Here is a 13985-nt window from a genome sequence, read left to right as displayed (position 1 = left end):
GGTCAGACCGGGGCCGGGGTCTCCTCCGGCCGGTCCTGCGGCGCCGCCGCCGGGCGGGCCGCCTTCTTCGCTCGGCGGCGTTCCTTGCGGAGCTCGACCATCGTGTAGAGGGTCGGCACCAGGAGCAGCGTCAGCAGGGTCGAGCTGACCAGGCCGCCGATCACCACGACCGCCAGCGGCTGCGAGATGAAGCCGCCCTCACCGGTGACGCCGAGCGCCATCGGGAGCAGTGCGAAGATCGTCGCCAGGGCCGTCATGAGGATCGGGCGCAGCCGGTGCCGGCCGCCCTCGACGACCGCCTCGACGACGCCCAGGCCCTGGGTGCGGTACTGGTTGACCAGGTCGATCAGGACGATCGCGTTGGTGACGACGATGCCGATGAGCATCAGCATGCCGATCATCGCCGGGACGCCCATCGGGGTGCCGGTGACGATGAGCAGGCCGAGCGAGCCGGTCGCCGCGAACGGGATGGACACCAGCAGGATCAGCGGCTGGACGAGCGACCGGAAGGTCGCCACCAGCAGCATGAACACGATCGCGATGGCCGCGAGCATGGCGAGGCCGAGCGAGCCGAACGCCTCGTCCTGGTCCTCGGAGACTCCCCCGATGGAGGCCGTGGCGCCGTCGGGCAGGTCCAGGGCCTTGAGCTTCGTCTGGAGCTCCGCGCTGACCGCGCCCGTGTTGTCGCCCTGCGGGCGCGCGGTGATGGTGGCGGCGCGGGCGCCGTCGATCCGGGTCATCGCGACCGGACCGGGAACCTCCGCGACCTCGGCGACGTCACCGAGCCTGACCGGGCCGACGGGGAGCGCCCGCAGTTCGGCCAGGGTGGTGGCCGGCTGCGCGGACGTGATGACGATGTCCCGCTCGGTGCCGTCCAGTACGGCCCTGCCCGCCGGGTTGCCGCGGACGGCCTGGGCGACGAGTGCGCCCAGCGCGGCCTGGTCCAGGCCCGCCTCCGCCGCCTTGGGAGTGGCGGTCACCGAGATCCGGGGCACGGACTGGGACAGGTCGCTCTGCACGTCGGTGACGTTGTCCAGCTTCGCCACCGCGGCCCGGACCTGCTCGGCGGCCCGGGCCAGGACCTCGCCGTCGCCCGCCTTGACGACCACGCTGAGGTTCTGGCTGCCGAAGGCGTCGCCGGCCGCGATGCGGGTCTCGCCGATGCCGTCGAGGGCGGCGAGCCGCTCCTCGATCCGCCGCTTCACGGCCTCGGCGTCGCCGGCGTCCTTCAGGGTGACCTGGTAGGAGGCCTGGTTGGAGCCGGTACCGCCACCGAAGGCCGCGAGGAAGCCGGAGGAGCCGACGGTGACCTGGTAGCTCTTGACTCCGTCAACGGAGGCCAGCACCTTCTCGACCTTGCGGCTCGCCTCGTCGGAGGCGGCCAGCGAGGTGCCCGGGGCGAGCTCCTGCTTGACCGTCAGGAGGTCCTGCTCGCCCTGGTCGAAGAAGTTGGTCTTCAGCAGGGGGGTCATGCCGAGGGTGCCGACGAGGACGACCACCGCGATGGCCACGCTGGTCAGGCGGCGCCGGGTGGCGAAGCCCAGGACGCGGACGTAGAAGCGCTGGAGGCGGCTGCGTGCCTCCTTCTCCTCGGCTTCGCGACGGGCCTCGGCGGCGCTCTCGGCGTCCCCGGGCGTGACGCCCTTCGGCGCGCTGAGGAACCAGTACGAGAGCACCGGAACGACCGTCAGCGAGACCAGCAGCGAGGCCAGCAGGGCCGCGGTGACGGTGAGCGAGAAGGAGCCGAAGAGCTCGCCGATCATGCCGCCGACGAGGCCGATGGGCAGGAAGACGGCGACGGTGGTGAGGGTGGAGGAGGTGACCGCCCCGGCGACCTCCCTGACTGCGGTGGTGATCGCGGCCTCGCGCTCCTCGCCGTAGCCGAGGTGGCGCTTGATGTTCTCCAGTACCACGATCGAGTCGTCGACGACCCGGCCGATGGCGATGGTCAGCGCGCCCAGGGTGAGCATGTTGAGCGACAGGTCGCGCGTCCACAGCACGATGAGGGCGAGGACCACGGACAGCGGGATGGACACCGCGGTGACCAGCGTCGAACGCACCGACGCCAGGAAGACCAGGATCACGATCACCGCGAAGAGCAGGCCGAGCATGCCCTCCGTGGTGAGGCTGGAGATGGACTTGGCGACGGCCGGCCCCTGGTCGCTGACGACGGTCAGCTCGGCTCCGGAGCCGAGCGTGGAGCGCAGCTCGGGCAGCTTGTCCTTGACCGCGTCGGAGATGGCGACGGCGCTGCCGTCCTTGTCCATGGTGAGGACGAGGGCGAGGCTGGGCCGGCCGTTGGTGCGGGTGATGGATACGGCCTTGGCCGGCTCCTGCCTGACGACGGCGACGTCGCCGAGGCGGACCGCCGGCCTGCCCTGACCGGGGCTCAGGCGCAGGTCCTCGACCTGGGCGAGGGAGGTGAAGCCGTTGCCCACGCGGACGGTGCGGCTCTGGCCCGCCTCGTCGAAGGAGCCGGCGGGGACGGCCGCGCCGCCCGCCCGGAGACCCTGGGCGAGGGCCGCGCCGTCGAGGCCGGCCGCGGCGAGCCGGGCGTCGTCGGGGGTCACGGTGACCTGGATGTCCTGGACCCCGTCGACGCTGACCTGGCCGACGCCGTCGATGTCCGACAGGACCGGGACCACGGACTTCTCCAGCTGGTCGGCGAGGGCCTGCTGGTCCTTGTCGGACGTGGCGGCGAGGACCACCGTCGGGATGTCGTCGGTGGAACCGGCCACCACCTGCGGGTCCACATCGGCGGGCAGCCGGACGCGGGCCCGGTTGACGGCCTGCTGGACGTCGGCGACGAGCTGCTTGGTGCCGCTGTCGCCGTAGTCGAAGGTGGCCATGATGAGGGCGTTGCCCTCGCTGGCGGTGGAGGTGATGCCGGTGATGCCGTCGACGCCCTTGAGCGTGGCCTCGATCGGTTCGACGACCTGCTTCTCGACCACGTCGGGTGAGGCGCCCTGGTACGGCGCGAGCACGGACACCATCGGGAGTTCGATGGAGGGCAGCAGCTGCTGCTTGAGCTGCGGGATGGCTATGGCGCCGAAGAGGAGCGCGACGATCGACACGAGGCCGACCAACGCCCTTTGGGTAAGGCTGAAGCGGGACAGCCAGGACATGTGTGTGGGATCTCTCTGCAGTGACGAACGCGAGGGCGCTCCCACCCTGTCCCATGCGGCGGGGACGTTTCGTCGCTCGCAGGTCCCGTCCTTATGTGCGGCATACCGCGTCCGTAGTAGGCGGCGCTACTCCACTCGGGGCCGGACGAGTCCCGATTCGTAGGCGATGACGACCAACTGGGCCCGGTCGCGGGCGCCGAGCTTGGCCATGGCCCGGTTCACGTGCGTCTTGACGGTGAGGGGGCTGACCTCCAGCCGTTCGGCGATGCCGTCGTTGGACAGGCCCGCGGCGACGTGGACGAGGACCTCGCGCTCCCGGACGGTCAGCGCGGCCAGCCGCTCCGCATGGGCCCCGGCCGAGGCGCCGGAGGCGGCCGGGTCGGCGCCGCCGCCCTGGGCGAGGAAGGTGGCGATGAGACCCTTGGTGGCGGCCGGGGAGAGCAGCGCCTCACCGGCGGCGGCGACGCGGATGGCGTTGAGCAGCTCCTCGGGTTCGGCGCCCTTGCCGAGGAAGCCGGAGGCGCCCGCCCGCAGCGCGGAGACCACGTACTCGTCCACCTCGAAGGTCGTCAGCATCACCACGCGCACGGCCGCGAGATCCGGGTCGGCGCTGATCATGCGGGTGGCGGCGAGCCCGTCGGTACCGGGCATCCGGATGTCCATCAGGACGACGTCGGGGCGCTCCCGGCGGGCGAGCGCGAAGGCCTGCGCCCCGTCCGAGGCCTCCCCGACGACCTCCATGTCGGGCTCGGAGTCGACGAGCACCTTGAACGCGCTGCGCAGCAGGGCCTGGTCGTCGGCGAGCAGCACCCTGATCGGTGCGGCGGGGGGCGGGTCCGTAGGAGTGTGGTGCACGGGGTGAGCGTACGCGGGGCCGTCGCGGTCCGTCCGGGGTCCCGTCGGACCGGACGCTCTCAGCCGAGGGCGAGGACGAGGAGCGCGGTGGTCGCCGCCACCTCGGCCAGTGCTCCGAACACGTCGCCGGTGACCCCGTCGAAGCGGCGCACACAGCGGCGGAGGAGGAGTTCCGCGGCGAGCAGGGCGACGAGCACCGCCGCCGCCGCCCGGGCCGCGGCGGGCGGGCCGACCGGGAGGGCGGCCGCCGCGGCGGCGACGGTGACGAGGGCCACGAGGGCGGCGGCCACCGGGCGCGGGACGGCCCCGGCGACCGCGGCGCCGAGCCCCTCGGGCCGGGCCGGCGGAACGCCTTCCCGGGAGGCCAGGGTCATGGCGAGGCGGGCCGTGACGGCGGCGACCACGACGGCGAGGGCGCCACGGACCCAGCTGTCGGCGTACAGCTCGGACAGGGCGGCCGTCTGTACGAGCAGGACGACGACCAGGGCGATCACACCGAAGGGCCCGATGTCGGACTTCTTCATGATGCGCAGTGCCTCGTCGGCCGGTTTGGCGCTGCCCAGGCCGTCCGCCGTGTCGGCCAGCCCGTCCAGGTGCAGTCCCCTGGTCAGCGCGGCCGGTACGGCGACCGTCACGGCCGCCGCGAGCAGTGGTTGGGCGCCGAGCAGCAGCAGGAGTGCTCCGGGGACGGCCGCGAGCGCGCCGACGACCAGTCCGGCGAGCGGGGCGCAGGCCATTCCGGTGCGGGCCGCGGGGCGGTCCCAGCGGGTGATGCGGGCGGGCAGCACGGTGAGGGTGCCGAACGCGAAGCGGACGCCGTCGCGGAACGAGGCGCGCTCCGCGGGCGGCGTCAGGGGCGGGCCGTCGTACGAATCTGTCATCGGCGCGAACGCTACCCGCTCGGGGCGGGCGGTAAATTACCCCATACGTTTCACATAGGGAGAAGTGGGATGGGTCACTGGTGGTATCGGAACATCGTCGAGCCAGGAAAGCTGCCCATGCTGCTCGCCCTGGTCTCCTTCGTGATGTCGTTCCTGGTCACCCGCGTGATCACCCGCATGATCCGGGCCGGCCGCGGCCCCTTCAAGAACGTCACCCCCGGGGGCCTGCACATCCACCACGTCGTGCCGGGCGTGATCCTCGTGATCATCGGGGGGTTCGGCGCCATCGGCAGCGGAAGCAACGGCATCGGGGCGGCGCTCTCGGCCGTGGTCTTCGGGCTCGGGGCCGGGCTGGTCCTGGACGAGTTCGCGCTGATCCTGCACCTCGACGACGTCTACTGGAGCGAGCAGGGCCGCAAGAGCGTGGAGATCGTGGTCGTGACGGCCGCGGTGGTGGCCCTGATCCTGGGCGGGTTCGTGCCCTTCGGGGTGAACGACCTGACCCCCGAGGAACGCCAGAGCCGCGGGCTGGTCGTCATGAACGCGGCCGGCAATTTCTGCCTCGCCCTGGTCGCCCTGTGGAAGGGCAAGGCGCGCACCGCGCTGTTCGGCGTCATCGTCCCCTTCGTGGCGCTGGTCGGCGCGGTCCGTCTGGCCCGGCCCGGCTCCCCGTACGCGAAGCGGTTCTACGCCAACCGTCCGCGCGCCCGGGCCAGGGCGGGGCTGCGGGCCTTCCACCACGACCGGCGCTGGACCGCACGGCGGCGCAGGTTCGAGGAATTCATCGGCGGCGCCCCGGACCCGCGGCCGGTGTCCCTGGAGAAGCCGCCGGCTCCGCCGGACTGAGAGCGGACGGCGCCGGACCGGACGTACGGCGACGGGCCCTCCCCCGGCCGGTGGAGGGCCCGTCGCCGCGCCGGTGCGTCCGGTCCGTGACGGTCAGCCCGGGATCAGGCCGTCGTCGCTGAGCATCTCCCGGACCTCGCCGAGGCTCGCGTCGGAGGCCGGGAGGATCAGCTCGGACGGCTCCAGGGAGTCGTCCGCAAGCGGCGTGCCCAGCCGCCGGACGGCTTCGAGCAGCGCCCCCAGGGTGCGCCGGAAGCCCTCCTCGTCACCGCCCTCCATCTCCGCGAGCAGTTCGTCGTCCAGCCTGTTGAGCTCGGCGAAGTGACTGTCGGCCACGTCCAGCTGGCCTTCCCCCATGATGCGGACGATCATGACGGCCCCGTCCTACTGCTTGTCGAACCGGTGCTGGGTGTGCGGCTGCTGGGCGCTGCCCTGGGCGCCGCCCTCGATGGCCTGCTGCTGCGCGGACGGGCCGCCGGCCAGCTCCGCCTTCATCCGCTGGAGCTCCAGCTCCACGTCGCTGCCGCCCGAGAGGCGGTCCAGCTCGGCCTGGATGTCGTCCTTGGAGCCGAGGCCGCTGCGGTCGTCGAGCGCTCCGGAGGCCAGCAGTTCGTCGATCGCCCCGGCACGGGCCTGGAGCTGGGCGGTCTTGTCCTCGGCCCGCTGGATGGCCAGGCCGACGTCGCTCATCTCCTCGGAGATGCCGGAGAAGGACTCCGCGATCCGGGTCTGGGCCTGGGCCGCGGTGTAGGTGGCCTTGATGGTCTCCTTCTTCGTGCGGAAGGCGTCCACCTTCGCCTGGAGCCGCTGCGCGGCCAGCGTCAGCTTCTCCTCCTCGCCCTGGAGGGTCTGGTGCTGCACCTCCAGGTCGCTGACCTGCTGCTGGAGCGAGGCGCGGCGGGACAGGGCCTCACGGGCCAGGTCCTCGCGGCCCAGGGCGAGGGCCTTGCGGCCCTGGTCCTCCAGCTTCGCGGACTGCCCCTGGAGCTGGTTCAGCTGCAGTTCCAGGCGCTTGCGGGACGTCGCCACATCGGCGACGCCGCGGCGCACCTTCTGCAGCAGTTCCAGCTGCTTCTGGTACGAGTAGTCGAGGGTCTCGCGCGGGTCCTCGGCCCGATCAAGGGCCTTGTTCGCCTTCGCGCGGAAGATCATCCCCATACGCTTCATGACACCGCTCATGGGCTTCGCGCGCCCCCTTCTAGACGGACTGTGCTCCAGCTGACCGACAGAACCCACAGTACGGGCCCTGTCTCCATTACCGCACTGTTCGAGGACGGATGCGCTCCTCCTCCAGGACGACTACGCCTCCGCCGTGTCAGGCGTGAGGAGTAGGTGGGTCCCCGACCCACCGGGGCGGGCCCCGCCGCTCGGACCGTACACAGGGAAGGACGCCCGCCGTTGCCGGATCGTTCCCCACAGGAGTGGGGCCCGTGCCCGTGACCACGTACGCTTGGGTTTTGTGTTTGGTAGCCGCTCCTCCAAGGAAGAGAAGGCCGCCGCCGCCGACAAGGTGAGCGCCGACCTCTCGCAGCCCCGTGACCCGCAGGCCCCGAAGGGCCGCCCTACGCCGAAGCGCGCCGTGGCCCAGTCGCAGCGCAAGGCCGTGGTGGCCTCGACCGGCAACCGCAAGGAGGACGCGAAGCGGGCCCGTGAGCGCCGCCGCGCCGAGATGGCCAAGCAGCGCGAGGCGCTGGCCAACGGCGACGAGCGCTACCTCCCCACGCGCGACAAGGGCCCCGTACGCCGGTTCGTCCGCGACTTCGTGGACTCCCGCTTCTCGGTGGCCGAGATGTTCCTGCCGCTGGCCGTCGTCATCCTCGTGCTCAGCATGGTGCGCCAGCCCATGATCCAGAACATCGCGCTGCTGTTGTGGCTCGGTGTGATCGCACTGATCATCCTGGACTCCATCGGTCTGGTGTTCCGCCTGCGCAAGGCCCTCAAGGAGCGCTTCCCGGACGAGCCGCGGCGCGGCGCCGTCGCCTACGGCTTGATGCGCACTCTGCAGATGCGCCGGCTGCGCCTGCCGAAGCCGCAGGTCAAGCGCGGGGAACGACCCTGACCGGAGGGACGCCCGGCGCGTCGGGGGAAGGTTTCGCCGAGGGGGCACGCCTGTGGCTGGAGGGCTTGGGCGGACTGCGCAACGCGGTCCGTCAGGAGCTCGTGGGCCGACAGGTCGACGAACAGATCGCGCAGCGCTTCCCCGTGGGGCAGCGGCTGCGCGTTCTCGATGTCGGCATGGGGCAGGGCACCCAGGCTTTGCGCCTCGCCCGCGCCGGGCACATGGTGACCGGCCTGGAACAGGACCCGGGGATGCTGGCCGTCGCCCGAGAGGCGCTGGCCGTGGAGCCCGCCGGGATCCGCGACCGGGTCAGGCTCATGGAGGGGGACGGGCGCGAGACCGGCGCCCACTTCCTGCCGGGCAGCTTCGACGTGGTGCTGTGCCACGGAGTGCTGATGTACGTGCCCGAGCCGGACGCCATGCTGGCCGGGCTGGCCCGGATGCTGGCCCCCGGCGGGCTGCTGTCCCTGCTGGTGCGCAACGGCGACGCACTCGCCATGCGGCACGGGCTGGACGGGGACTGGAAGGGCGCGCTGGCCGCCTTCGACAGCACCGACTACACCAACCGCCTCGGCCTGGACGTACGCGCCGACCGGCTGGCGGGCCTGACCGCGACGCTGTCGGGGATCGGGGCGCCGCTGCAGGCCTGGTACGGCGTACGCGTCTTCACCGACGGCACCGAGGCGGGCGGGGAGCTGCCGCCCGATGAGGAGCTGCAACGACTGCTGGCCGCCGAGGACCGCGCGGGCCGCACCGACCCCTACCGGGGTGTCGCCGCGCTGCTGCACCTCTGCGGCGTCCGGGGCTGACCCCGGCCCTTCGGCCCGCCGCAGACCGGCGGGCCGAAGGGCTCGGAGAGGTCAGGCCTCCAGCGCGGACCGCAGGCTCATGGTGTAGAGCTCGGTGCCGCTGTCGTCGGACAGCCTCACCTGTTCGGTACCGCCCTCCAGCAGGTCCTTCCAGTACTCGCCGATCCAGGACTCCGCGTCGCCCTGCGTGGTGAACTCCTCGGGCACCACCGACGGGCTCGTCTCGCTGCCCTCGGCCGTCTCGAACCGCCACGTCCACGCCATGTCCGCCTCCGTTGCTCGTCCGCTGCTCACACGCTTCTCGCCTTGAGTGTGCCCGCAGAGTAACCGGGCGCGCAGCAGTCTCCGCGACGCGGGAGGATCATCCTGTGGAACTCACTCTGCTCGGCACCGGTACCCCCGAGGGGCTGCCCCGCCCCGGCTGCCCCTGCGCCGCGTGCGCCGTCTCCGTCGGCCCGCGCTCCCGCGCCGCCACGGCGGTCCTCGTCGACGGTGCGCTGCTGCTCGACCTGACCCCCGGTGCGGTGCTGGCCGGCGCGCGGGCCGGGCGTTCGCTGACCGGTGTCCGGCAGGTCCTGCTGACCCACCCGCACGACGGGCCCGCGGTGGAGCTGCCGCCGGGCCTGCCCACCGCCGGGCGGGTGCCGGACGGGCAGGAGCTCTCGGTGATCTCCGGGCACCGGGTGCGGGCGGTGCCGATGGACGCCCCGGGCACCGGGTACGAGGTGACCGGACCGGACGGCGGCCGACTGCTGTACCTGCCGCCCGGCGGGGCGCCGGCCGGGACCGCCGGACGGGCCGGGCAGCGTCCGTACGACGTGGTGCTCGCCGACGTGCCGGGCCGCCCCGAGGCGCTGGCCCGGCTGCGGGCGAGCGGTGCCGTCGGCCCGGCCACGGACGTGATCGCCGTCCACCTCGACCACGACGTGCCGCCGGGCCGGGAGCTGGAGCGCCGGCTCGCGGCCTCCGGGGCACGGGCGGTGCCGGACGGGACCACCGTGCTCGCCGGCGACTACCGGGCGGTGCCGGACCTGCCGCGCCGCACGCTGGTGCTGGGCGGGGCGCGCTCGGGCAAGTCCGTGGAGGCGGAGCGGCGCCTGGAGGGCTTCCCCGAGGTGGTGTACGTGGCCACCGGCGGCACCCGGGACGGGGACGCGGAGTGGGCGCGGCGGATCGGCCTGCACCGGGAGCGCCGGCCGGCGAGCTGGCGGACGGTGGAGACCTGCGAGCTGGTCGGGCTGCTCGCCGAGGACGGGCCGCCGCTGCTGATCGACTGCCTGGCGTTGTGGCTGACCGACGCCATGGACCGGGCCGGGGCCTGGGACGACGAGGTGTGGGCCGAGCACGGGCGCCGGGAGCTGGGCGAGCGGACCGCCGCTCTGGTGGCGGCGGTGCGCGCGACCGGCCGCCAGGTGGTCCTGGTGAGCAACGAGGTCGGCTCGGGCGTGGTTCCGGCGACCGCCTCGGGGCGGCGCTTCCGCGACGAGCTGGGCCGGCTGAACGCAGCGGTGGCGGGCGAGTGCGAGCACGTCCTGCTCGTCGTCGCGGGGCAGGCGGCCGTACTGAAGGAGTAGGCCGGGACGGGGTGTTCACCCGGGCGGCCCGCCCGGCGAGGTGCCCGGACCGGCCGGGCCCGCCGGGGCCTGAGGGAGGACTTCACCGGCTGTACTCTCTGGCAGATGAGCACGCTGAATCTCGACGACTTCTCCGATCTGATCGAGCGCCCCGACGGGGGCGTCCGGCGTGACGCCGAGGAACGCCGCGAGCGCCTCGCCGTACCGCCCGGCGCGCTGGGGCGGCTCGACGAACTCGCCGAGTGGCTCGCCGCCGCGCAGGGGCAGGTCCCGGTCAGGGCGATCGAACGGCCCCGCGTGGTGCTGTTCGCCGCCGACCACGGCATCGCCGCCCAGGGGGTCTCCGCCCGGGCCGCGTCCACCGGGCACGAGCTGGTGCGGGACGTGCTCGACGGCTCCAGCCCGGTCGCCGTGCTGGCCGGCCGGTTCGGCGCCACGATACGGATCGTCGACGCGGGTCTCGACTGCGATCCCGGGCTGCTCCCGGCGGACGTGGTGGCACACCGCGTCCGGCGCGGCAGCGGCCGGATCGACGTCGAGGACGCGCTGACGGTCGAGGAGGCGCAGGCCGCGCTGCGGCTGGGCATGCGCGTCGCCGACGAGGAGGCCGACTCGGGCACGGACCTGGTCGTCCTCGGCGACCTGAGCGTCGGCGGGACGACCGTCGCCGCGACCCTCGTCGCGGCGCTGTGCGGAACGGACGCCTCGGTGGTCACCGGCCGTGGCGGCCGGCCCATCGACGACCTGGCCTGGATGCGCAAGTGCGCGGCGATCCGCGACGCGCTGCGCCGGGCCCGTCCGGTGCTGGGCGACCAGGTCGCGCTGCTCGCGGCGGTCGGCGGCGCGGACGTCGCCGCCATCACCGGATTCCTGCTCCAGTGCGCGGTGCGCCGTACGCCCGTCATCCTCGACGGTGTTGTTTCGGCCGCGTGCGGACTGGTGGCCCAGCGGGCCGCGTTCCGGGCTCCCGACTGGTGGCTGGCGGGTCAGGCCAGCGGCGAGCCGGGCCAGGCGAAGGCACTTGACCGAATGGCACTCAACCCCGTGCTCGATCACGGCGTCACAGTGGGTGAAGGCACCGGGGCATTGCTGGCTCTCCCCCTCGTCCAGGCGGCCGCCGCGCTCGCGGCGGAGCTTCCTGAACGCGCGGCGGAGAAGCCGACGGAATGAGCCGCCGGGGGCCGCGGCCCTGACCAGGCCGTGGCCCCCGACCGCACCATCACGGACAGCGACGCCCCATATGATCGCTTTTTATGGGAGAGGTCCGTTTGACCAGCGCACAGACCGACCGCACCGCCGTACCGGCGACCGGTCCGTCATCCGGCAGGAAAGAGACCGGCGGGGACCCCGCCGGCAAGGCGGCGGGGGGCGGCCGGGAGACCGGTCGGGGGAGCGCCCGCTCACAGCGCGGAGCCGCGTTCGCGGTCTGGTACCTGCGCGCCGTCACCTTCATCAACTTCCTCAGCGCGGTGTGGGTTTCACTCGGCCAGGACCTGCGGCGCCACAACATCGAGGACTTCTACACCCCGTACATGCTCACCGCGGGCTTCGCGTCCGGGCTGTTCACGCTGCTGCTGGCCGTCACCCTCGGCCGCCGCAAGCGCGCCTCCTGGATCCTGAACCTCGTCCTGAGCGGCCTCCTGGCCCTGCTCCTCGCCTACGCGCTCGCCGCGTACGAGGAGATCCGCGAGCACCCGCAGAACTGGGTCTCGCTGGCCCTGACCGCCCTCTTCACGGGTGCGCTGCTGCTGGGCCGCCGGGAGTTCTACGCCAAGGGCGACCGCTCCAACCCGGCGTTCGCCGCCGCCGTGGCCGCCGTCGGCCTGCTCGTCACCTCGCTCGTCGCGGCCCTCCTCGTGGGAGCCGCCAACACCTCCCCCGACAGTGCCGGCGTCTCCTTCCCGGAGCGCTGGAAATACGGCGTGATGCGGCTGATCACCCTGGCCCCCGACGACCGGACCTCCGCGGCGATCACCCCGCCCGGCTGGGTGGACGTCTTCATCAACGTCATGTCGATGCTGCTGCTGCTCGCCGTCCTGTTCGCGGCGTTCCGCTCGCGGCGCGCCGTCGACCCGATCAGCGAGGAGGACGAGGAGCGGCTGCGGGCGCTGCTGGCCCGGCAGGGAGACCGCGACTCGCTCGGCTACTTCGCGCTGCGCCGCGAGAAGTCCGTCATCTGGTCCCCCACCGGCAAGGCCGCCGTGACCTACCGCGTCGTCGGCGGGGTCTCGCTCGCCTCCGGCGACCCGATCGGCGACCCGGAGGCCTGGCCCGGGGCCATCGACCCGTGGCTGGCCGAGGCGCGCGAGCACGGCTGGGTACCGGCCGTGATGGGCGCGAGCGAAGAGGCCGGGCAGATCTACGCCCGGCACGGCCTGGACGCCCTGGAGCTCGGCGACGAGGCGATCGTGGAGACCGCCGAATTCACCCTGGAGGGCCGTGCCATGCGCACCGTCCGGCAGGCGTACAACCGCGTCAAGCGGGCCGGGTACACGGTCCGCATCCGCCGCCACGCCGACATCCCGGCCGAGGAGATGGCCGAGCTGGTGCGCCGCGCCGACGACTGGCGCGACGGTGCCACCGAACGCGGTTTCTCCATGGCGCTGGGCCGGCTGGGCGACCCCGCGGACGGCCAGTGCGTGATGCTGGAGTGCACCGACGGAGACGGCGATCTGCGGGCCGTGCTGTCCTTCGTGCCGTGGGGCCCGGGGGGGCTGTCGCTGGACCTGATGCGCCGCGACCGGGACTCCGAGAACGGCCTGATGGAGTTCATGGTCATCGAGCTGCTCGCACGCTCCGCGGAGATCGGGGTCACCCAGGTCTCGCTGAACTTCGCGATGTTCCGGTCGGTCTTCGAACGCGGGTCCCGGCTCGGAGCGGGCCCCGTGCTGCGGCTGTGGCGCTCGCTGCTGAGCTTCTTCTCGCGCTGGTGGCAGATCGAGTCCCTCTACCGGGCCAACGCCAAATACCGCCCGATCTGGGAACCGCGGTTCATGCTCTTCGAGAAGAGTTCGGACCTGCTGCGCATCGGTGTCGCGGCCGGCCGGGCCGAGGGCTTCCTGGAGGCCCCCGGCCTTCCGAAGTGGCTGCACCGCAGACACCTGGAGACCCGCCGTTGACAGCGTGGAACAGCACACCACTGCGGCGGTTCGCCCGCCGCGAGTGGGGCCCCATGTTCTGGACCGTCCGGGACGCCCTCGCCCGCGACGGATGGCGGGCGATCCCGATGACCCTGGGCGCGGTCTGCCTGACCCTTGTCTTCCAGATCGTGCAGAACACCTCGTGGGGCTTCCAGCCGGTGCAGGACCTCGGTTCGGTCAAGGCCGTCGACCCGTTCTGGCTGGCCCTGCTGCGCACCCCCCTGTCCTTGTTCGTTCCGGCCCTCGACCTGCCGGTGTGGGGTGCGCTCGCGCAGATGCTCCTGGTGTTCGGCATCGCGGAGATCTGCATCGGCTGGTGGCGCACGCTGGTGATCGGCTACCTCGCCACCCTCGCCGGGACCACCTACGCGCGGATCGGTGTCGCGCTCGGCCCGGAGCACCCCTTCGGACTGCCGGTCTCCGACCGCATCGTCAACGACACCGGGCCCTCGGCGGCGGTGGTCGGCCTCGCCCTCTACCTCTGCTGGCGCCACCGGGCGTACCTGACCGGCGCCCTGGTGATCCTCTCGATGATCGGCGAGGTGCTGGTCAAGAACAACCTGGCCGGCAAGGAGCACCTGGCGGCCATCGCCGCCGTCATGGCCGTGTGCGTGGTCCGGGCCCGGTGGAGCCAGGTGCGCTCCCGCGTCCCGGTCGGCCAGGGCCCTCCGCCCTGAGCGGCTCCCCGGTAGGCCG

The 13985-nt window shown here is 73.0% G+C and carries 13 protein-coding genes; 7 read left to right on the top strand and 6 right to left on the bottom strand.

Annotated elements, in window-relative coordinates:
• Positions 1 to 2: 2 nt before the first annotated feature.
• The 3 genes from AW27_RS24740 to cobS form a co-directional block, all read right to left on the bottom strand.
• On the bottom strand, positions 3 to 3125 hold the full coding sequence (locus AW27_RS24740; RefSeq protein WP_037927059.1) for an efflux RND transporter permease subunit: 3123 nt from the start codon (positions 3123 to 3125) through the stop codon (positions 3 to 5).
• A 126-nt stretch (positions 3126 to 3251) separates the two neighbouring features.
• The gene (locus tag AW27_RS24735; protein ID WP_052031204.1) at positions 3252 to 3980 is read right to left on the bottom strand and encodes a response regulator; all 729 of its coding nucleotides are present in this window, start codon (positions 3978 to 3980) and stop codon (positions 3252 to 3254) included.
• 59 nt (positions 3981 to 4039) lie between these two features.
• Positions 4040 to 4861, bottom strand: coding sequence for an adenosylcobinamide-GDP ribazoletransferase (gene cobS / locus AW27_RS24730; protein ID WP_304949908.1), 822 nt, complete (start codon positions 4859 to 4861; stop codon positions 4040 to 4042).
• A 69-nt stretch (positions 4862 to 4930) separates the two neighbouring features.
• Here cobS and AW27_RS24725 point away from each other — a divergent pair, with 69 nt between their 5' ends.
• Positions 4931 to 5707, top strand: coding sequence for a hypothetical protein (locus AW27_RS24725; protein ID WP_037927062.1), 777 nt, complete (start codon positions 4931 to 4933; stop codon positions 5705 to 5707).
• A gap of 93 nt (positions 5708 to 5800) precedes the next feature.
• Here AW27_RS24725 and pspAA read toward each other — a convergent pair whose 3' ends face one another.
• A complete protein-coding gene (gene pspAA, locus AW27_RS24720) occupies positions 5801 to 6079 on the bottom strand; it encodes a PspA-associated protein PspAA (RefSeq protein ID WP_037927063.1) in 279 nt (92 codons plus the stop codon).
• A gap of 12 nt (positions 6080 to 6091) precedes the next feature.
• Positions 6092 to 6886: a PspA/IM30 family protein gene (locus AW27_RS24715; RefSeq protein ID WP_078556950.1), complete on the bottom strand. Its 795-nt coding sequence runs from the start codon at positions 6884 to 6886 to the stop codon at positions 6092 to 6094.
• Positions 6887 to 7157: 271 nt separating this feature from the next.
• Here AW27_RS24715 and AW27_RS24710 point away from each other — a divergent pair, with 271 nt between their 5' ends.
• A complete protein-coding gene (locus AW27_RS24710; RefSeq protein ID WP_106967672.1) occupies positions 7158 to 7766 on the top strand; it encodes a DUF3043 domain-containing protein in 609 nt (202 codons plus the stop codon).
• A 56-nt stretch (positions 7767 to 7822) separates the two neighbouring features.
• Positions 7823 to 8575, top strand: a complete 753-nt coding sequence (locus tag AW27_RS24705; protein WP_052031232.1) for a class I SAM-dependent methyltransferase — start codon at positions 7823 to 7825, stop codon at positions 8573 to 8575.
• 51 nt (positions 8576 to 8626) lie between these two features.
• Here AW27_RS24705 and AW27_RS24700 read toward each other — a convergent pair whose 3' ends face one another.
• Positions 8627 to 8839 carry a hypothetical protein gene (locus AW27_RS24700; protein ID WP_037927074.1) on the bottom strand — a complete coding sequence of 71 codons (213 nt, stop codon included), beginning with the start codon at positions 8837 to 8839 and terminating at the stop codon, positions 8627 to 8629.
• Positions 8840 to 8943: 104 nt separating this feature from the next.
• Between AW27_RS24700 and AW27_RS24695 the strand changes: the two genes are divergently transcribed.
• From AW27_RS24695 to AW27_RS24680, 4 genes are all read left to right on the top strand, one after another.
• Complete coding sequence (locus tag AW27_RS24695) at positions 8944 to 10149, top strand: bifunctional adenosylcobinamide kinase/adenosylcobinamide-phosphate guanylyltransferase (protein WP_037927077.1); 1206 nt, start codon at positions 8944 to 8946, stop codon at positions 10147 to 10149.
• Positions 10150 to 10254: 105 nt separating this feature from the next.
• Positions 10255 to 11319: a nicotinate-nucleotide--dimethylbenzimidazole phosphoribosyltransferase gene (cobT, locus tag AW27_RS24690; protein WP_037927080.1), complete on the top strand. Its 1065-nt coding sequence runs from the start codon at positions 10255 to 10257 to the stop codon at positions 11317 to 11319.
• Positions 11320 to 11402: 83 nt separating this feature from the next.
• Positions 11403 to 13268 (top strand): phosphatidylglycerol lysyltransferase domain-containing protein, encoded by a 1866-nt coding sequence (locus AW27_RS24685; protein WP_037927083.1) that lies wholly within the window; start codon positions 11403 to 11405, stop codon positions 13266 to 13268.
• 53 nt (positions 13269 to 13321) lie between these two features.
• Complete coding sequence (locus AW27_RS24680) at positions 13322 to 13966, top strand: hypothetical protein (protein ID WP_052031205.1); 645 nt, start codon at positions 13322 to 13324, stop codon at positions 13964 to 13966.
• The last annotated feature ends 19 nt before the right edge of the window (positions 13967 to 13985 follow it).

The organism is Streptomyces sp. PCS3-D2, assembly GCF_000612545.2.
GTDB lineage: Bacteria > Actinomycetota > Actinomycetes > Streptomycetales > Streptomycetaceae > Streptomyces.
The sequence above is the reverse complement of the archived record's forward strand: the minus strand, read 5'-3'. Positions and strand labels throughout refer to the sequence as shown.